This window comes from Streptomyces sp. NBC_01298 (assembly GCF_035978755.1).
GTDB lineage: Bacteria > Actinomycetota > Actinomycetes > Streptomycetales > Streptomycetaceae > Streptomyces.
The window spans coordinates 8,655,523-8,674,293 of record NZ_CP108414.1; the positions used below are offsets into that span (position 1 = coordinate 8,655,523).

Here is an 18,771-nt window from a genome sequence, read left to right on the forward strand (position 1 = left end):
TATCTAGCGTGCGCGACCCATCCCTCGGCCCCGACGAGCCGACCGAGCCCTACCGGTGGCGGTGGCTGATCCTTGCGGTGATGATCGTCGCGGAGATCATGGATCTCCTGGACGCCTCGATCGTCAACGTCGCGGGGCCGGACCTGGAGAAGTCCCTCGGTGCCGGTTCCGTCGGGTTGCAGTGGGTGATCGGCGGCTACGCCCTCACCCTGGGCGCGGGGCTCGTGCTCGGTGGCCGGCTCGGCGACCGCTACGGGCGGCGCCGGATGTTCCTGATCGGTCTGGCGGCCTTCACCACGGCCTCGCTGCTGTGCGCGATCGCGCCCGACATCGAATCGCTGATCGCGTTCCGCCTGGTGCAGGGCACCGCCGGCGCGATGCTGCTGCCCCAGGGGCTGGGTCTGCTGAGGGAGAACTTCTCCGGCCCCGAGCTCACCAAGGTCTTCGCGATCTTCGGCCCCGTCCTCGGCCTGGGCGGCATCATCGGCCCGGTCCTGGGCGGCTTCCTCATCGAGGGCGACTTCTTCGGTCTGGGCTGGAGGTCGGTGTTCCTGATCAACCTGCCCATCGGGATCGCGGCGCTGATCGTCGCGGCGAAGTTCGTGCCCAAGAAGGCGGGTGACCGCACCGTACGGGTCGACCTGACCGGCGCGGTCCTGGTGATGGCGGCGTGCGCCCTGCTCGTGCTGCCCCTGAACCAGGGGCAGGAGGACGGCTGGCCGCTGTGGACGTGGCTGTCCATGGCCGGCTCGGTGATCGGCTTCGCCCTGTTCGCCGTCCAGCAGCGCCGAAGGGCCGCCGCGTGCCGTGAACCGCTGGTGACCCCCGGCCTGCTGCGCAAGCCGGCCTTCACCGTCGGGCTCGGCGGCATCGCCCTGTTCTTCGGCGGGCTGATCGGCACGCAACTCGTGCTGACCCTCTTCCTCCAGCTCGGCCGGCACTTCACCGCCGGGGAAGCGGGACTCGGCAACCTGCCGCTCGCGGTGGGAACCGCGATCGGCGGCGCTGTCAGCGGCGCGTTCCTCGCGGACAGGATCGGCCGCAAGGTGCTGCAGATCGGACCGCTGGTCCAGTTGGCGGGCGCGGCCGTGCTGTGGTTCGAGCTCGACGGCCTCGACGCCGCCTCGTTCTCGATCTGGGACATCGTTCCCGGCGTGACCGTCGCGGGCGCCGGCGCCGGCATGGTGATCGCCGCCCTGTTCAGCTTCATCCTCGCCGCGGTCGACGACGACGAGATCGGCTCCGCCTCCGGCGTGCTGTCGGCGGTCCAGGCCGTCGGTGGTTCCATCGGCGTCGCGGTCTTCGGCTCGGTGTTCTTCGCCCGGGCCGAGACCGGTGACTTCACCGGCGGATTCCACCGCGCGCTGATCGTTCAGGCGGGTCTGCTGGTGGCCTTCCTCGCGATCACCTTCCTGCTGCCGAAGAAGGGCCGCCCCGAGGAGGAGCAGCATCAAGGCATCGCCCGCGAGGCGGTCGCGGGCGACCCGGGCACGCAGCGGCACCTCACCGTCTGAGACCCGGGACGGACGGCTCCGGCCGATGGGCCCGGGGCGGTACGGAAGCCGGATTCCGTACCGCTCCGGGGTTGTTACGGTCGGTGCGTCACAGTGCCGGGTGGGCGTTCTTCATGAGTTCCTGGAACTGGGCGGAGAACCACTGGCCCGCGAGCGGCGCGTCCGGGAGCGAGCCCGACATGCTGTTGCCGTTGCGGGCGTTGCCCGTGTATGTGGGGTCGCACATGCGGTCGAAGCCCTTGCCTTCGTTGTTCGGGATCTCCTTGCTCGCCCCGTCCGACTCGCCCGGGGGCTTGACCCACACGTACGCGTCGATGCCGGCGGCGGGCGCCGCCTGCGGCCGCTCGCCGAGGCCGGCGCCGGACTGGTTGCACCAGTTACCGAGGTGGATGCGGCGGTCGTAGCGGCCGCCGTTGACGTAGGTGTCCACGCTGGTCAGCGCGCCGGGTCCGGTTGGCCGTGCGGTGCCGCCCCAGCCGTTGCGGGAGGTGTCGATCAGCATGCCGATGTTGGCGTCGAAGCCGAGGGTGACGAGTTTGGCCCGCATGCCTTGGGCGTAAGACAATTCGTCGGTGTAGCGGTTCCAGTCGACCCACTTCGATTGGCGTACGGGGGTGCCGTTGATCGAGTCGTCGATCTTGAAGTGGTCCTCCTTCAGGGCGCTGTAGTTGGCGGTGTTCACGATGAAGCCGTGCACGTTGGAGAGGGTGGAGCCCTCGGCGGTGGCCGCCTGCTTGAACATCTCCGCGGAGGCGCCGAGGTTGTCGTCCCAGCCGAGCCAGCCGTGGTGGCCGGCGTCCACGTAGTTGTAGACGTTGGCGATGGAGCCGAGTTTGTTCAGGGCGTAGCCGACTCCCTTGATGTAGTTGCCGTTGGTCTTCATCACGTCGCAGTTGGCTGTGGCGGTGGGGCGGCCGGAGACGTTGGTGACCAGGTTGGGGAGGGAGTCGATCTCGACGGTGGTGACGATCCGCAGCCCCGCGTACTTGGAGTCGGCGAGGATGGCGGCGATCGGGTCGATGTACTGCGTCTTGTACTTGTCGATCTCCGTCGGGCCCAGCTCGCCGTTGGAGGCGAGCGCGGCGCAGTCGCGTCCGGGCAGGTTGTAGATCACGAACTGGACGACGAGCTCGCCGCTGCCCTTCTGGGCGAGCGCCGCGTCGAGGTGGGCGCGCAGTCCCATGGAACCGCTCGTGCCCGCGATGGCGGCGGTGCGGTCCAGCCAGACGGAGGTGGGCTGGTTCGCCACTCTGCTGCCGCCGGGCTCGGCGGCTGCCTTGGCGGACCATTCGGGGTTCACGTACATCTTGGCGCCGGCGTACGGGTTGTCGGCCTTGCCGCCGGTCGGCGGCGGAGTGGTCGGCGGGGTCGTGGGCGGAGTGGTGGGCGGTGTCGTCGGGGGAGTGGTCGGCGGTTGGGTCGGGTCGGTGGCGCCGTTGCAGGTGACGCCGTTGAGCTTGAAGGTGGCGGGGACGGTGTTCGTGCCGGTGTGCGAACCGTTGAACCCGAAGGACGTCGAACCGCCCGTGGCCAGGTTCCCGTTGTAGGAGAGGCTCTTGGCCGTCACCGCGGTGCCGGACTGGGTGATGGTGGCGTTCCAGCCCTGGGTGATCTGCTGGCCGTTCGTGTAGGACCACTCCAGGGTCCAGGAGGCGACCGGGTCACCGGTGTTGGTGACGATCACGTTGGCGCCGAAGCCGGTGTTCCACTGGTTGGTGATCTGGTATGCGACCTTGCAGCCCGCGGTGGCGGCGCCGGCGGAGGTGCCGAACACGGTGGCGGTCGCGCCGGCGGCCGTGACGAGGCTGAGGGCCGCGAACAGGGCGGTGCGCCGGGTCGTACGGGACGTGGTGCGGGGAGTCGTGCCGATTTCCGCTGTGCGGCTCATTTTCGTGGAATGCCCTTCAGTTCAGGGCGCGCAGGTGGTCGCGCAGCCCGGTGCCGAATGCGGTGGGGGTGCCGTCGTACGCGGTGATCAGGGCCGGCCCGGAGTTGCAGTTCCAGGTGTTCCAGGTCCAGCCGAGGTACGAGAGGGAGCGGTCGTCGAACCACTTCATGACGCGGTCGACGAACGCGTGCGCGCAGGTGTTCTCGCCGATCTCTCCCGCCACGAGCGGGACCCGGGCGGCGACCGGCGCGAGAGTGGAGTCCCAGCACGCCTCACTGGAACAGGTGTTGAAGTTGTAGACGTGCCAGGCCGCGGCGAGATTGCCCGTCGGGTCGGTGGGCGAGTGGGTGAGCCACTGGCTCAGGTCGTTGGAGTAGGCGATGCCGGGGACGAGGACGAGATTGCGGGCGCCGGTCGCGCGGACGGCGTCCACGAGGTCCTGCATGCCGGCGACCTCGTAGCCGATGCCCGGACACGTGCCGCCGTCGCGCCAGCAGGTCCATGCCTGGGCGGTGGTGGGGGTGGCCCGGTCCGGATAGGGCTCGTTGAACAGGTCGAAGACGACCCGCCGGTCGTTCTTGAAGGTGTTCGCCACCGAGGTCCAGAACGCCGGGCCGTACTGGGCGTCCGGCATCGGTTTCTGGCACGAGGCGTGCACGTCGGCGCACCCCGAGGAGTTGCCGGTGTACTGGCCGTACGTCCAGTGCAGTTCGACGACCGGGGTCATGCCGTGCGCCAGGACCCGGTCGACCAGTCCCTTGACGGCGTCGGTGTAATACGCGCCCCGGTACTCGGGTTTGATGGTGTCCGCGCCGAGCCAGCACTCCTCGTTGAGGGGAATGCGGACGGTGTTGGCCTTCCAGTCGGCGATGGCGCGCACCGAGGCGTCGTCGACGGGACCGTCGAAGATGCCGTGGCCCTGGACGCACATGAACTCGCCGCCGGAGCGGTTGACTCCGAGGAGGCGGCGGGTGGCACCGGACCGGTCGGTGAGACGGTTCCCGGTGACGCTCAGTTCCGGCGCCCCGGAGATCGGGTCGGTGGGGGTGGGTGTGGGTGTCGGGCCCGTGGGCGTGGGCGTAGGCGTCGGTGTGGGCGTGGGCGTGGGCGTCGGTGTGGGTGTGGGCGTCGGATTCGGTCCGGGCCCGGAGTCGGAGGCGCAGGAAGCTCCGTTGAGCGTGAACGCGCCGGGCGCCGTGTTCACGCCCGACCACGAGCCGATGAAGCCCGTGGTCACGCTCGCACCGGTGCCGAGCGTGCCGTTCCAGCTCTCGTTCGCCGCCGTGACGGCCGACCCGGTCTGGGACCACTTGGCGCCCCAGCCCTGGCTGAGGGCCTGGCCCGCCGGGAAGCCGAAGCCGAGGCTCCAGCCGTTCAGCGGGGAGGCGTTGTTGGTGACAGTGACCGAACCCTGGAAGCCGCCGGCCCATTGGCCGACGACCGAGTACGCCACCGTGCACGAGGGTGAGGCCGCGGCTCCTGCGGCCGTACCCGTGACGGCGAGCGCGCAGCTCACCATCGCCAATGCTGCCGCTGTGAGCAGCGCGGACGTGCGTGGGGGGTGTCGCATGAGCGAGTCCTTGCAGCGAGGGCGCGCTGTGACGGCGCGCCGACTGACGGATTCGCTCCCACTGGTTGGGGCCAGACCGTAGCGGCAACTGATGCCAAGCAACAGAGGAGTTGAGGAAATTTCCGCCGGAATGGCTTCGACTCTTCACGGACCTTGACGGCGTTGAGTCCCGTCTGCACAGTGGGAGCGCTCCCACTGGTTCAGGGCTTGTGCCCATCCTCCCCGTACGCCTTCATTCGAGCCGAAAGGAGAACCATGGCCGTGCCGGTCCCGCGCCGCGCCCCCTCAGTCCACGCGGGGAGTTTCGAGGCGGGCGACGAGTTCCTCGACGAACGCCTCCAGGTGAGGCGGGCGCGGGCCGGTCCGTGTCGCGACGAACCAGGTCCGGGTCAGCGGCTTCGCGCCGATCCGGACCAGGGCGAGACCGTGCGAGGCGACGTACGGGGCGGCGACCCAGTTCGGCAGCACCGTCACGCCCTGGCCGCCCGCCACCATCTCCACCACCAGGTCGGTCACCACCGGCATGGTGGTGATGCGGGCGGGACGGGCGCCGGCCGGGATCGGCAGGGGCATCGACGGGATGTGCTTCTGGTCGTAGAAGTCGTAGAGGACCAGGTCCGCGCCGTCGAAATCGCGGGCGGTCAGATGCGCACGAGATGCCCAGCGGTGCCCAGCGGGCACCACGGCCATCATCTCGTCGTCGAACAGCCTGGTCAGCGACACCCGGTCCATCTGCAGATCCGGCTTCGTGACCAGGGCTACGTCGACCAGATCGGCCAGCAGTGCCGGAATCGGCGCATCGTCGACGACGGTCTCGATCCGTACCTCGATGTCCGGCTCGCGCACGCGGAAGGCGCGCAGGACCGGTGGCAGCCACGGGAAGGTGGTGCTGCACTGCGCGGCGAACCGCACGCGCCGGTCGCGCCCGTCGCGGAGCTCCCGCAGGTCCCGCGAGGCCGATTCGAGTTCGCCGAGGACGTGGCGGGCGGCGACCAGGAGCCGCCGGCCGGCGGCGTTGGGGATCAGGCGGCGGCCCTTGCGGTCGAACAGCTGCATGCCGAGACGGGCCTCCAGCCGGGTGAGCCGCTGGCTCAGCGCCGGCTGGCTGACGTAGAGCCGCTCGGCGGCGGCGGTCAGGGAGCCCGCTTCCGCGGTGGCGTCCAGGAGTTCCAGGTCACGCAGATCCACATCCATAACGCTGGATTATCACATGCTCCAATTTCCGTCGTGGTCTTATGGATTGAGGGCCCATAGCTTTCTGGAGTCGGCCGCGGGACTCCCCGGCCCCACCCACGAAAGGCACGAGCCACATGACGACCAACCAGACCACCGCGCCCACGACCGCCACGGCCACGACCGCCACTGCCGCGGCGACCACCACCACGGCCATCGTCACCGGATCCTCCAGCGGCATGGGCCTCGACATCGCCCGCGCCTTCCTGGCGGCCGGCGCGAACGTGGTGCTCAACGGCAGGGACGCCGACCGCCTGGCCAAGGCCGCCGCGGGCCTCGGCCACCCCGAGCGCACCGCGTGCGTCGCGGGCAGCATCGCGGCCCGGGAGACCGGCGAAGCCCTCGTCCGCACGGCACTCGATCGCTTCGGGCGGATCGACGTCCTCGTCAACAACGCGGGCACCTTCGAGCCGAAGCCCTTCACCGAGGTGACGGAGGACGAGCTGGACGGCTACCTGACGGGCAACCTCAAGGGCACCTACCTCACCACGCAGGCGGTCGTACGGGCCCTGCGCGCCCAGGGGCGGGGCGGCAGCATCGTCAACATCGGCACCGTGCTGGTGGACCACGCGCTGGCGGGCTTCCCGGCCACCGCGCCCGTGGTCAGCAAGGGCGGCGTGCACGCGCTGACGACGAGCCTCGCCGCCGAGCTCGCCGCCGACGGGATCAGCGTCAACCTGGTCGCGCCGGGCATCATCCGCACCCCCCTGCACGAAGGCTCCGACGTGGACTCCTACGGCGCTCTCGCCCTCCAGGACCGGGTCGGCGAGGTCGCCGAGATCTCCGACGCCGTGCTCTACCTCGCGGGCGCCGGGTTCGTGACCGGGCACGCCCTGCGGGTAGACGGCGGCCACGTCACCGGCCGCCGCATCTGACACCCCTGCCCCTCGTTCCCGCCCGCGCTCCTTCCCGAGCGGGCGGGCCTCCGTCACCACCGCGATCAGAGGAGTCCCCGTGCCCTACGTCAACGTCAAGATCACCCGTGAAGGCGCCACCGCGTCGCAGAAGGCCGAGATCATCGCGGGAGTCACCGACCTGCTGGTCAAGGTCCTTGACAAGGACCCGGCCACCACGTTCGTCCTCATCGAGGAGGTAGCGCTGGAGGACTGGGGCGTGGGCGGCGTCCCGACGGACGAGTACCGCCGCCGCAACCGCGCCCGCGACTGACGCCGGCCCCGCACGGAGGCAGGATGCCGCGCACACCGGACGCCGCGCACACCGGGCGCGGGGCACACCGGGCGGTGCACAGGGCCGGGCGGCCTGCGGGTCAGGTGCTGCGCAGGTCCAGCGCGCAGAGGTCCGGGCCGATGAAGGGCAGCAGCCGCACCGTGGTCGCGTCGGCCTCCAGCAGGCCGTCCAGGACGCCTTGATGGACGGCGCACACGACCTCGGGCCGGGCCCGGGCCAGCTCCCGGTACGGGCACGCCTCCAGCAGGAGCCGCCGGGTGCCGGGGTCGGGCCCCGGTGCGGCCCGGGGCGCGAAGCCCATCCGGGCGGCCGCGGCGAACACCCGCTCCGCCGCGGGCCCGCTCCCGGCCAGTCGGCGGCCCCAGTCGAGACCCGCCTCCCGGGACGCGCCGGGACCGCCCCCGACCGCCTCGGCCAGGGCCCGGGCCAGCTCCCGGAACGCACTGTCGGCCGGTTCCCCCTGGGGATCGGGCCAGGTGGCCGCGTACCGGAGTCTCGGGCGGCCCCGGCCCGGCCCGGCGGAGGCGGTGGCCGTGACCAGCCCCGCCTCGGCCAGGGCGGCCAGATGATGGCGGACGGTGGCGACCGAGAGCCCCGTGGCGGCGGCCATGTCGGCCACCCCCAGCAGCCCGTCCGCCTCCCGCAGCAGGGTCATCAGACGCCGGCGGGACGGTACGGCCAAGGCGTGGTGGACGCGCTGGGCATCCACATCGCGGGGCTGGTCGGGCATGGCCCCAATATAAACGACGCCCATGGCCTAAAAGAGGAGGAAGCCCAGGTCGCCGCCGCCCCCAGGTGCTCGCCGGGGGGCGGTTTCCGTGGACTGTTATCGTCCGTTCATGCCCGAACTGATCGCTCCCACCCCCCGTCTGCACGCCTCCTGGCTCGCCGCGCAGGAGGAATGGGGGCTCGATGCCCACATGGACGGCGCCGGGCTCTCCTCCGACGACGACGTGGACAGCGCGGAGGGTTTCGCCGCGTGGACGGAGCGGCTGCGGACGTACGGGGACCACTCGGTCCCGCCCGCGTCCGGCCGCGTCCACGCCACGTACTGGTGGATGGCCGAGGGCGACGAATACCTGGGCGCCATCGACCTGCGCCACCACCTGAACGGGTTCCTGCTCGACGCCGGAGGCCACATCGGCTACAGCGTCCGCCCCTCGGCCCGCCGCCGCGGCCTGGCCACCTGGGCCCTGGGCGAGGTCAAGTACGAGGCCCGGCTGCTGGGGATCGACCGCGTCCTCCTCACCTGCGACCCAGGGAACCAGGCCTCGATCCGCACGATCGAGGGCCAGGGCGGCGTCCTGGAGGACGTCCGCGAGACCCTCATCGGCCCCAAGCGGCGCTACTGGATCGACCTCTAGGCCTGTTCTCGGCCACCCGGGTCGAGGGGCCGTTCGAAGTCAGTCGGGCAGCGCCACGGTGAGATCCACCTCGACGAGCTGTCCGGAAAAGCCCAGCTGTGCCACGCCCAGGAGCGTGCTGGCGGTGGTGAACGCCGGGCCCAGGGCAGAATCGGTGAGCCGACGCCATGCGGCTCCGAGGATGTCCCTCTCCTCGCTCCGCACGTAGATCACCGACCTCACCACGTCTTGCGGCCGGGCACCCGCCGCGGCCAGGGCGGTGAGCGCGTTCGCGATCACCTGGTCGGCCTGCGCCTCGAGGGAACCGGCGCCGACGAGGTCACCGTTCCGGTCCAGCGGGCACTGTCCCGCCAGATAGGCCGTACGCCCTGCCTCCACCACCGTGATGTGGTGGTAGCCGGGCGTCTCGTGCAACTGCTCGGGGTTGATGCGGGTGATCTTCTCGGTCATGTCCGCGAGTCTGCCCAGCGTGGTGCCGGCACGCACCGCAATTTCCGGAGCGGTTACGGTGTGGCCATGGCGAACTTTGTGCTCGTCGCGGGTGCGCGACTCGGAGCGTGGGCGTGGGACGACGTCGTGCCGTACCTGCGTGCGGCCGGCCATGGCGTTCACCCGTTGACGCTGTCCGGTCTCGCCGAGAAGCGCGGCGTTCCCGCCGGTCAGCAACGACACGTCCAGGACATAGTCGACGAGGTCGAGCGCCAGGACCTGCGTCAGGTGGTGTTGGTGGGCCACAGCTACGCGGGCATCCCAAGTGGGCAGGCCGCCGGGCGGATCGGTGACCGGCTGGCACACACGGTCTTCCTCGACTCCAGCATTCCGGCCGATGGCGAATCCTTCGTCGCCGAGTGGCCGGACGGCGGGGCGATGATGAGGGCGGCGATCGCCGAGAACGGCGGGTTCTGGCCGGTCGCGCCCGCGGCCCACTTCGAGGGCCACGGCCTCACCGAGGACCAGATCGCACGCATCGTCAGCGGTTCGACGCCGCACCCGGGTGCCACGCTGACCGAACCCGCCGTGGTGGACCGCTCGCTCGGCGACCTCCCGACGACCTACATCAAGTGCACGCTCGGCGACCCCGAGCCGGCCGACGACGTGGCCGAGCTGTTGACCGGCGAGAGCTGGCGCCTGATCGAGATGGACACCGGCCACTGGCCGATGTTCTCCCGGCCGCGCGAATTGGCGCAGGTGCTCCTCGGCGTAGCGGGGCTGTGAGTTCGCGGACCACGAGTGCGCCTACCGTGACGCAGGACGCTGCGGGTGGGGCGGGAACGCCGGAGTCGCGGGTGCCGGGCCCAGGGTGGTGGTGCCCGGGGCCGCCCGGTGGCCCAGGCCCGTGCGGTAGGCGTCCAGTGCCGCCTCGGTGCGGCCGGCCCGGCGCAGCAGATCGCCCAGGAGGCGGCACAGATCCGCGAGGTCGCCCGTCGCCCCGCTGCGTTCCAGCAGCGCCAGGGCCTGTACGTAGTGCTCCTCGGCCGAGTCGGGCTCGCCCCGCTCCTCGGCCATGAGCCCGAGGAGCCGGTGGGCGCCGCCCGCGTGGACGGCTCCGTGGCTGTCTCCGAGTGCCAGCAGCGCCGAGAGCAGCCCGGCGGCCTCCTCGTACCGGCCGAGCCGGCGCAGTACGTCGGCCAGTTCGACCTCGACCTGCGCGGTGTACAGGGCCGCCCGCCCGGCCGAGAGCATGTCCCGGGCCGTGCGCAGTTCCCGCTCGGCGGAGGCGAGGTCGCCGTTCTGTGCCTGTACGTAGCCGCGCATCCAGTGGCAGTGCGCCAGATCGGTCCGTAGCTGGAGCTGCCCGTAGATCGCCTGGGCCTTGGCCAGGGAGGCGTCGGCGTCGGCGACCCGCCCCTCCGTCAGGAAGGTCCGCGCGACCTGCCGGTGCATGCCCGCCACCAGGGCCGGGTCGGTGACCCGGGGGGCCAGGGCCAGGGCGAGTTCGGCGGCGTGGGCCGCCCGGGCGTGGGCGCCCATGTCGATGTACGGCCCGATGACCGCGGCGTAGAGCAGGAGCAGCGCCTCGGGGTCGGCCAGTCCGCTCGCCCCCAGCTCGTCGATGGTCGATTCGAGCAGGTAGCAGGCGTAACGGAGTTCCCCGGCGAGCAGGTGCGCCACGGCGCGGCCCCGGATCGGGCGGGCACGGCGGGGGAGCGGCTCGTCGGCCAGGAGGCGTTCGGCCGACTCGAAGTAGCCGATGGCCGTGGGTAGTTCGCCCGTCTCCAGGGCGCAGTCGCCCAGTCCGAGCAGCGCCCCGACCCGCTCCTCGGCGAGCCCGAGCTCCTCCGCCTCGGCGAGCAGCCGCCGGTAGTGGACGGCGGCCTCGACCGCCGCGCCCGAGGCCAGGAGCTGCTGGGCGTCGGTGAGGGCCAGACGCAGCTCGGTGGCCAGGGCGGCCGGGCGCCCGGTGGTCAGTTCCTCGTAGGAGGTGCCGAGCCGTTCGGCCAGGAAGCGCAGGGCGGCTTCGGAAGGGCGCACCTTGCCCGACTCCAGCGTGGAGACATAGGCCGGGGTGTACGCCGGCTCTGCCAACTTGCGCTGTGTGAGGCCGAGTTCGGTGCGCATGCGCTGAACCCTGCGGCCGATCTCGGCCGGTTCGTCCATGAGATCCCCCTGGTTGCTCGAACTGCCCAGTATTCAGGGGGAGCAGGGGATTGCGCACCCGTCGTGCGCCACCTAATTTAAGCAACCGATTCAATCTGCTTACATCTCTGCTTACGTCTCTGCTTCGCCTCTGCTCAACTCCCGTCATCTCAGGAGGACTTCATGCACCACGTCAGACGCCCGGCCGCCGCCCGGGTGGTCCTGCGGGCAGCCGTCGCGGCGGTCTGCGCGACCGCCGCGCTGCTGGCCGCCGGACCCGTCCGCGCGGCAGACGCCCCGGTCGCGCCCCGGCTGGTGGTGGAGATTCCCGGCCCGGAGCAGGGGGGTGACGCCGGATCGGGTCACACCCGCGTTCCCGCACACGCCGGCCGGCCGGCCGGAACCGGCGCCCGGCTCTCCGAAGCCGAGCGCGCGGCGGACGGCGAAGTGGCCAAGATCGTCGACAACGGCCCCACCGCCGACAGGCTGGACCTCGTCGTCATCGGCGACGGCTACACGGCGGACGAGCTGGCGAAGTTCCACGCCGATGCCCGGGCCAAGTGGGCGGAGGTGACGGCGGTGGAGCCGTACGCCACGTACCGGAACCTCTTCAACGTCTGGACGGTCGACGCGGTGTCCCGGGAGTCGGGCGTCTCCGGCGACCCCGACCGGGGAGCCGTCCGCGACACGGCCCTCGGCGCGTACTTCTGGTGCGAGGAGATCGAGCGGCTCCTGTGCATAGACCAGCCCAAGGTGGACTCCTACGTGGCCAAGGCGCCCGAGGCCGACCTGGTCCTCGTCCTGGCCAACAGCGCCAAGTACGGCGGCGCCGGCTACAACGAGCCCAGCGCCACCCTCGGCTACGAGGGCATCTCCACCGCCTCGGCGGACAACGCCAAGTCCGGCCAGGTCGCCATCCACGAGACGGGTCACTCCCTCGGCAAGCTCGCCGACGAGTACTTCTACCCCGGCGTCCCGGACTACGAGAAGTACACCGGTCCCGAGCCCGCCGAGTCCAACAGCTCCACGCTGTCCGCCGATCAGATGTCCGCCCGGCGCACCAAGTGGCACCGCTGGCTCGGCGAACCCTCCCCGGACGGCGGCACCGTCGGCGCCTACGAGGGCGGCGGCTACTTCGTCACCGGGCTCCAACGGCCCACCGACAAGTCGCTGATGCGGGTCCTGGGCAAACCCTTCAACCTGCCCGGCGTCGAGGCGATGATCGCCGGCTTCCACCAGCACGCGAACACCGTCACCGCGCTGACCCCGACGGACCGCACCCTGCGGACGCGGCACACCGCGAAGGCGGCCGTACCCCGGCTCACCGGCGCTGACGGCAGGCAACTCCTGGTCCGCTGGTACCTCGACGGCCGGGAGGTCAGGCGACTGGCCGGCCGGACCGACGTGCCGGTCGCGGAGCTGAGGCTCACCGACGCGCGCACCCACACCCTGTCGGTCACCGCCGAGGACCGGACCCCCTCGGTGCGCGACCCGGAGATCGCCCGCACGCTGCGCTCCACCGTCGACTGGACCGTCCGCCGGTAGGCGGTGGCCGGGCCGCGCGGTGCCCGCGGCGACCTAGACCGCCTCGCCCACGGGGGCCTCGGCCGGGGAGCCGGGGCCCGCACCGCTCCGCGGCAGGCGCCGCAGCGCAAGGACCGTGGTGGCCGCCGCGTACGCGCAGAGCACCGCGGCCCCGGCCCACCAGGGCAATGGGAAGTACCCGGCGGAAGGCGCGTAGTGGGCGGTGACCCGCGGGTACTCCATCAGGGTCTGCTGGACGGCGAAACCGGCGGCCGGAGTGACCCGGAGCAGCCACTGCGCGAGACCGTCGCTCAGCAGGGGGACGGTACTCACGGCGTACGGGACCACGATCGCCGAGACGGCCACGAGCACCGCGAGCCAGCGGCGCCGAAGCGCCGCGCCGAGGGTCAGGGCGAGCACGGCCGTGAGGGCGAGCACCGCGGAGACGCCGACGACCACCCGGGCCCCGGTGAACACGGAAAGCCCCACGACGGGAACCCCGTTGGACGTCAGCACCGCCACGCCGACCGGCACCACGATGCCCATGGCGAGCAGCCCGGTCACGAACGTCACGGCCCCCACCACGACGGCCCGCGCCCCGAGCACCGCACGGGTGAGCGGTACGCCTTCCACCGGCGGCCGGCGGCCGGACCCGTCGCGGCCGGACCCGTCACCGGCGAACCGTACCGCCACCACGAGCACGATGAGCAGGGCGAGGCTCAGCCCGGTCAGCATCCCCTCCACGGGGCGGCCGCCCGAGGTCGCCGCGGGCGAGATGTCACCGGTACCGGTGACGGTGATCCCGCCGTCCTTCTCCACGGCCCCGGACGGCTGGTGGTGCTTCTCCCAGTCGGTCGAGTTCATCTCGCCCCCGACCATCCCGGCCCGCCAGCTCCCGCCCACGGCGGCGCCCTCCACAGCGACGCGGTCGAAGGAACCGGCGGCCTGGGTGAAGCGCACCTCCTCCGTGGCGCCGCCGAGGCCGACCGGACGCAGCGTGAGGTCGCCGGGGGAGGTGGCGAACATGCCGACCTGTGCGGTCCCGGACAGCCCCGCGAGCTTCACGGCGGCCACCTTCGCCCACCGCTCGTCGTCGGAGGACTCGTAGCCCGTGATGGTGTCGCCCGCCCTGGTCAGCCGCAGCCACACCGGCGAGGCCTGCGAGAGCGCCGCGCCGTTGACGGCGCTCCCGGCGATGTCGTGGCCGTAGTCGTACTGCATCCGCACGCCGTGCGCGCCGGTGACCATCAGGGCCGCGTACGAGGACCCCGGGCCGAGGCCGTCCTTGACGATGATCCCGGCCTTCGCCCACGGCACCAGGCTCGGGACGATCTGGTCGTGGTGGGGCGGCGGATAGGTGATGGTGCCCGTCATGGACGTCATCCGAACCGTGATGCCGCCCTCGCGCCCCAGGTCCCGGTGCATGAAGGCGAACTGGTCGCTGACCGCGGCGCCGTCCGGGCCGGTGGGATCGGCCGGGCAGGTGCCGGCGCAGGACGCGTGGTTGCCGAAGGCGTAGAGCAGGCCGAGGGCGAGGACCATCAGGGCCGCGGTGACCAGGGCGATCAGCCGGGCCGGACGCAGGAAGCGGGTCCACTCCCGCCGGAGGAGTTCGCTGTGTGTGAGCATGCTTCGGTTCTACGCAGCCGCCCGTAACGCGGGCCGAACCGTCGCTGTCATGACGCTGTTAGGTGCCGGCGGGCATGCTGGACGCCATCGGACGGGACGGGGAGAGACGCCATGGCCAGACTGCGGAACGGGACCGTCGGACGGCGGTTCACGATGCTCTACGCGATGGTGTTCCTGCTGTCCGGGATCGGCCTCATCGCCCTGATCTACCTGCTCTCCCGTTCCGACATGATCCGGTCCGTCCCGGGGCAGGCGCCGCCGGGCGAGCCGGCCACGGGCGTCGCACAGCACGTCCGCGACCTCGAACGGCAGCTCGCGGAGGTGCACGCGCAGCAGTCCAGGCAGCTCCTGTTCGGCTCGCTGATCGCGATCGTGGTGATGGCGGCCGTCTCGCTCCTGCTCGGCCGGATCCTCGCCGGGCACGTCCTGCGCCCGCTGCGCCTGATCACCGCGGCCACGCGGCGGATCTCCGCGGACAACCTGGACCAGCGGCTCGCCGTGGCCGGACCCGCCGACGAGGTCAAGGAGCTCGCGGACACGGTGGACGGGCTCCTGGCCCGCCTGGAGGCCTCGTTCGCCGCGCAACGGCGCTTCGTGGCCAACGCCTCGCACGAACTGCGGACCCCGCTGACCACGATCCGGGCCTCGCTCGACGTGGCCGTGGCCAAACCGCAGCCCGCGGCGCAGACCGTCGCGCTCGCCGGCCGGGTGCGCACCGAACTGGACCGGGTGGACCGCCTGTTGGAAGGCTTCCTCGTGCTCGCCCGCGCGCAGCACGGCGTCCTCCCCGACCGCGTCCCCGTATCGCTCGCCGAGCTGGCGGGGGAGGCACTGGCAGCCCGGGCCGGCGCCATCGCCGGGAAGAACCTGACCGTCGAGGCCGAGCTGGCGTCGAAGGCGTGGACGCGGGGCAGCCCGGCGCTCCTGTCCCGGCTGGTGCAGAACGTGATCGACAACGCGATCGTGCACAACCAGGAGGGCGGCTGGATCCGCCTCGCCACGCAGGACGGGGCGGGCGCGGGTGACGCCGGTACGGGTGACGCCGGCTCGGGTGACGGCGGCTCGGGTGACGCCCCCTGGGCCCGACTCGTCGTCGAGACCGGCGGGAACGTCCTCGACCAGGACCAGGTGGACCGGCTGACGCAGCCGTTCGAGCGGCTCGGCACCGACCGGACCGGATCGCAGGAGAGCTCCGGACTGGGGCTGTCGATCGTGGCCGCCATCGTGTCCGCGCACGGCGGCAGCCTCGACCTCCGGGTCCGGGCGGAGGGCGGACTGAAGGTGACGGCCGCGATGCCGCCGGCGGACCCCTCCCGCCCAGACGGTCCGCACGGGGGGACGGCATGAGGATCCTGGTCGTCGAGGACGCGCGCTCGCTCGCGGAGGTCGTCGCCGAAGGACTGCGCGACCAGGGCATGGCCGTCGACCTCGCTCACGACGGGCTGGCCGCCGCCGCCAAGCTCGACGTCAACGCGTACGACGTGGTGGTCCTCGACCGGGACCTGCCCGGCATCCACGGCGACACGCTCTGCCGGATGCTCACGGAGCGGGAGGACCGCGCGATGGTGCTGATGCTGACCGCGGCCGGATCGCCAGGCGACCGGGTCAGCGGCCTCACCCTCGGAGCCGACGACTACCTCGCCAAACCCTTCCACTTCCCCGAACTGATCCTGCGCATCCGCTCCCTGGCCCGCCGCAGGCCCGCGGCCCGGCCCCGCACCCTGCGCGCCGCCGGAATCGAACTCGACCCCGTGCACCGCACCGCCCTGCGCGACGGCGCCCGCCTGGAGCTCTCCGTCAAGGAGTTCGCCGTACTGGAGGCCCTGCTCCGGGCGAGTCCGGGCTTCCTGAGCGCCGAGGCCCTGCTCGAACAGGTCTGGGACGAGAACGCCGACCCGTTCACCAACACGGTCGCGGTCACCATGGGCCGCCTGCGCCGCAAACTGGGTGCCCCACAGATCATCACGACGACCCCCGGCGTGGGCTACCGCATCGGCGCGCCCGGGACCGGCGGGATGGCGTAGAGGGGAGACGGATAATGGCACCGCACGTACCGAGCGGAGAGTTGAAGACACGATGACGCTGAACGAGGGCCTGCGGGTGAGGCTGGCGGCCGACACCCGGCTGACCGACTGGGTCGCGATGACGGAGGACCCTTCGGGGTCGGCGGGGGCCGTCGCCGGTTCGCTGTCCCTGGCGGCGGGCACCGAGGGCACCGTCGTGGAGGTGGTCGAGCACGACCGGCAGACCGAGGAATCCCGCGAGTACGAACGGCTCAAGTCGCTCCTCGACGCCTACGGCGCGGGCATGCCGGCGGAGAGCAGGAAGCAGCTGGAGGAGAAGGTCGCCGGGCTGGAGCCCGCCTGGACCGCCTACCGCGCGGAGCCGCTCCGCGTAACCGTCCGGGTGCGCTTCGACAACGGCTTCATCCTCGACGACGCGCGCGAGGACCTCTTCGGCCCCGCCTGACGGGCCCTTACGGGGCCTTGCGTTACGGGGCCAGGGCCGCGTCCACCGCCGCCTCGGCGTGCAGGCGGGCGGTGGGGAAGAGCGGTACGGGGCTGTCCGCGGGACCGATGAGCAGCTCGATCTCCGTGCACCCCAGGACGATCCCCTCGGCGCCCCCGGCGACGAGTTCCCCGACGACCCGGCGGTACGCGGCGCGCGACTCCTCCCGGACCACGCCGAGGCAGAGCTCCTCGTAGATCACCCGGTGTACGAGTGCACGCCCCTCGGGACCCGGGACGCTGACGTCGAGCCCGCCCGCGGCCAGGCGGCCCCGGTAGAAGTCCTGTTCCATCGTGAACGCGGTGCCCAGCAGCCCCACCCGGCGCAGTCCGGCGGCCCGGACGGCGGCGGCCGTGGTGTCCGCCAGGTGCAGGAGGGGTACGGAGACGGCGGCCTGGACCGGGTCCGCGACCTTGTGCATGGTGTTGGTGCAGATCAGCAGGAGCTCCGCGCCCGCCGCTTCCAGCGAACGGGCGGCATCGGCCAGTACCTCGCCGGCTTCCTCCCAGCGGCCCTGGACCTGCAAGCGCTCGATCTCCGCGAAGTCCACGGAGTAGAGCACGCAGCGGGCGGAGTGGAGTCCGCCGAGGCGTTCGCGGGTCCGCTCGTTGAGGATCCGGTAGTACTCCGCCGTGGACTCCCAGCTCATGCCGCCGATCAACCCGATGGTCTTCATGCGTCGATCATAAGGGGAATCTCTCTATGCCCGTTCATCCATAAGGCGGGCTTTGGGTGGCTGTGGACGGGACCTCCAGCGCGTCGAGGACCCGGTGCAAGGGCCGGCGCAGGGCGACGGCGACGGGCCGGGCGTCCGCACGTGCGTAGTCGGCCAGCGCGGCGCGGGCGGCGGTCACGGCGGCCCCGGGGTCTTCGCCCGACAACGCCTCCTCGACGGCCCGCGCGGTGAGCGAGGCCGGTTCGGGCAGCCGGATCCGGGCACGGGCGAGGTCGGGAGCGAGGTCGTCCCGGCAGGTGAACGCGTCCACCTCCCCGGCCAGCGTCGCCACGTGCGCGGCGAGCCCGTCGGCGGCGGCGACGCGCTCGGCCAGGAGACGTACGGTGCCGCGCTGACGGCGGCGCAAGGGGTTGAACCGCAGGGCGCGTTCCGCCTCACGGGCGCGTGCGGCGCCCGCGTGCACCGCGTCGACGTGGAGGTGCACCCGGGTGAGGTTGTCGCGGGCGGCGGCCGGGCCGCCGCCCAGCACGGCCGAGGTGGCGGTGAGGGAGCGGCTCAGCCGTGCGGCGCATTCACCGGCGATGGCCGTCAGGAGGCGCTGCGGGTCGGGCGGCCACAGCAGCGGAGCGAGGAGGATGGTGACCGCCGCGCCCGCGACGGTCTCCCAGACCCGGTCCAGTCCGTAGGAGTCGGGGGAGGCGTTGGCGAAGACCAGCAGCGAGGACAGCGCGACCTGGATGTTGAGCGCGCCGCCGGCCCGCAGGACCATGCCGGCGCCCAGGCCGAGGGCCACGACCAGGGCCAGAGTCAGGGTGGAGGGCTGCCACAGGTTCAGGACGCCGATCGCGAGCAGCACCCCCGCCACGACCCCCAGGATCCGCTGCAGCGAGGTGCCCAGGGCCGTCATCGGATCACCGCGCAGCGCCACCAGGGGCACCATCGCCGCGAACACCGGCGGCTGGTCGGCGCCCAGCCACAGCGCGGCCTGCCAGGCGGCGGCCACGGTGACCACGATGCGGGCGGCGGCCGGACCCTCGGTGCGCAGCAGCTCCCGGGCCCGCCCGGCCCGGTGCGCCGCGGAGGAGGCGAGATCGGTCATC

Annotated in this window: 18 protein-coding genes; 9 read left to right on the forward strand and 9 right to left on the reverse strand. The window is 72.1% G+C overall.

Going from position 1 to position 18,771, the window contains the following annotated elements; genetic code table 11:
• Positions 1-8: 8 nt before the first annotated feature.
• Complete coding sequence (locus OG730_RS39510) at positions 9-1,514, forward strand: MFS transporter (protein ID WP_442815153.1); 1,506 nt, start codon at positions 9-11, stop codon at positions 1,512-1,514.
• 88 nt (positions 1,515-1,602) lie between these two features.
• On the opposite strand, the gene OG730_RS39515 is transcribed toward OG730_RS39510, so the two are convergent.
• From OG730_RS39515 to OG730_RS39525, 3 genes are all read right to left on the reverse strand, one after another.
• Positions 1,603-3,402, reverse strand: a complete 1,800-nt coding sequence (locus tag OG730_RS39515) for a glycoside hydrolase family 6 protein (protein ID WP_327308818.1) — start codon at positions 3,400-3,402, stop codon at positions 1,603-1,605.
• Positions 3,403-3,418: 16 nt separating this feature from the next.
• Positions 3,419-4,972: a cellulase family glycosylhydrolase gene (locus tag OG730_RS39520; RefSeq protein WP_327308819.1), complete on the reverse strand. Its 1,554-nt coding sequence runs from the start codon at positions 4,970-4,972 to the stop codon at positions 3,419-3,421.
• 285 nt (positions 4,973-5,257) lie between these two features.
• A complete protein-coding gene (locus OG730_RS39525) occupies positions 5,258-6,166 on the reverse strand; it encodes a LysR family transcriptional regulator (protein ID WP_327308820.1) in 909 nt (302 codons plus the stop codon).
• A gap of 116 nt (positions 6,167-6,282) precedes the next feature.
• Here OG730_RS39525 and OG730_RS39530 point away from each other — a divergent pair, with 116 nt between their 5' ends.
• Both OG730_RS39530 and OG730_RS39535 read left to right on the forward strand, forming a co-directional pair.
• Entirely contained in the window at positions 6,283-7,080 is a 798-nt protein-coding gene (locus OG730_RS39530) for an SDR family NAD(P)-dependent oxidoreductase (RefSeq protein ID WP_327308821.1), read from the forward strand.
• A 79-nt stretch (positions 7,081-7,159) separates the two neighbouring features.
• A complete protein-coding gene (locus tag OG730_RS39535) occupies positions 7,160-7,372 on the forward strand; it encodes a tautomerase family protein (RefSeq protein WP_327308822.1) in 213 nt (70 codons plus the stop codon).
• A 100-nt stretch (positions 7,373-7,472) separates the two neighbouring features.
• Here OG730_RS39535 and OG730_RS39540 read toward each other — a convergent pair whose 3' ends face one another.
• Positions 7,473-8,123 carry a helix-turn-helix transcriptional regulator gene (locus OG730_RS39540; RefSeq protein WP_327308823.1) on the reverse strand — a complete coding sequence of 217 codons (651 nt, stop codon included), beginning with the start codon at positions 8,121-8,123 and terminating at the stop codon, positions 7,473-7,475.
• A 109-nt stretch (positions 8,124-8,232) separates the two neighbouring features.
• On the opposite strand from OG730_RS39540, the gene OG730_RS39545 reads away from it, so the two are divergent.
• Positions 8,233-8,757, forward strand: a complete 525-nt coding sequence (locus OG730_RS39545; RefSeq protein WP_327308824.1) for a GNAT family N-acetyltransferase — start codon at positions 8,233-8,235, stop codon at positions 8,755-8,757.
• A 39-nt stretch (positions 8,758-8,796) separates the two neighbouring features.
• Here OG730_RS39545 and OG730_RS39550 read toward each other — a convergent pair whose 3' ends face one another.
• Positions 8,797-9,207: a RidA family protein gene (locus tag OG730_RS39550; protein WP_327308825.1), complete on the reverse strand. Its 411-nt coding sequence runs from the start codon at positions 9,205-9,207 to the stop codon at positions 8,797-8,799.
• A 66-nt stretch (positions 9,208-9,273) separates the two neighbouring features.
• Between OG730_RS39550 and OG730_RS39555 the strand changes: the two genes are divergently transcribed.
• The gene (locus tag OG730_RS39555; protein ID WP_327308826.1) at positions 9,274-9,972 is read left to right on the forward strand and encodes an alpha/beta fold hydrolase; all 699 of its coding nucleotides are present in this window, start codon (positions 9,274-9,276) and stop codon (positions 9,970-9,972) included.
• Positions 9,973-9,993: 21 nt separating this feature from the next.
• Here OG730_RS39555 and OG730_RS39560 read toward each other — a convergent pair whose 3' ends face one another.
• The gene (locus tag OG730_RS39560) at positions 9,994-11,355 is read right to left on the reverse strand and encodes a helix-turn-helix domain-containing protein (RefSeq protein ID WP_327308827.1); all 1,362 of its coding nucleotides are present in this window, start codon (positions 11,353-11,355) and stop codon (positions 9,994-9,996) included.
• Positions 11,356-11,517: 162 nt separating this feature from the next.
• Here OG730_RS39560 and OG730_RS39565 point away from each other — a divergent pair, with 162 nt between their 5' ends.
• Positions 11,518-12,879 (forward strand): M64 family metallopeptidase, encoded by a 1,362-nt coding sequence (locus tag OG730_RS39565; protein ID WP_327308828.1) that lies wholly within the window; start codon positions 11,518-11,520, stop codon positions 12,877-12,879.
• Positions 12,880-12,912: 33 nt separating this feature from the next.
• On the opposite strand, the gene OG730_RS39570 is transcribed toward OG730_RS39565, so the two are convergent.
• Complete coding sequence (locus tag OG730_RS39570) at positions 12,913-14,487, reverse strand: hypothetical protein (RefSeq protein WP_327308829.1); 1,575 nt, start codon at positions 14,485-14,487, stop codon at positions 12,913-12,915.
• A gap of 111 nt (positions 14,488-14,598) precedes the next feature.
• Between OG730_RS39570 and OG730_RS39575 the strand changes: the two genes are divergently transcribed.
• The 3 genes from OG730_RS39575 to OG730_RS39585 are packed head-to-tail and all read left to right on the forward strand — an operon-like array spanning position 14,599 to position 16,956.
• Entirely contained in the window at positions 14,599-15,834 is a 1,236-nt protein-coding gene (locus OG730_RS39575) for a sensor histidine kinase (RefSeq protein WP_327308830.1), read from the forward strand.
• Complete coding sequence (locus OG730_RS39580) at positions 15,831-16,511, forward strand: response regulator transcription factor (RefSeq protein ID WP_327308831.1); 681 nt, start codon at positions 15,831-15,833, stop codon at positions 16,509-16,511. Before OG730_RS39575 ends, OG730_RS39580 begins: the two co-directional genes overlap by 4 nt.
• A gap of 52 nt (positions 16,512-16,563) precedes the next feature.
• Positions 16,564-16,956 carry a hypothetical protein gene (locus OG730_RS39585; protein WP_327308832.1) on the forward strand — a complete coding sequence of 131 codons (393 nt, stop codon included), beginning with the start codon at positions 16,564-16,566 and terminating at the stop codon, positions 16,954-16,956.
• A 22-nt stretch (positions 16,957-16,978) separates the two neighbouring features.
• Here the strand turns inward: OG730_RS39585 and OG730_RS39590 are convergent, their stop codons facing one another.
• Complete coding sequence (locus tag OG730_RS39590; protein ID WP_327308833.1) at positions 16,979-17,671, reverse strand: aspartate/glutamate racemase family protein; 693 nt, start codon at positions 17,669-17,671, stop codon at positions 16,979-16,981.
• A gap of 34 nt (positions 17,672-17,705) precedes the next feature.
• Positions 17,706-18,770 (reverse strand): FUSC family protein, encoded by a 1,065-nt coding sequence (locus OG730_RS39595; protein WP_327308834.1) that lies wholly within the window; start codon positions 18,768-18,770, stop codon positions 17,706-17,708.
• Position 18,771: the final 1 nt, after the last annotated feature.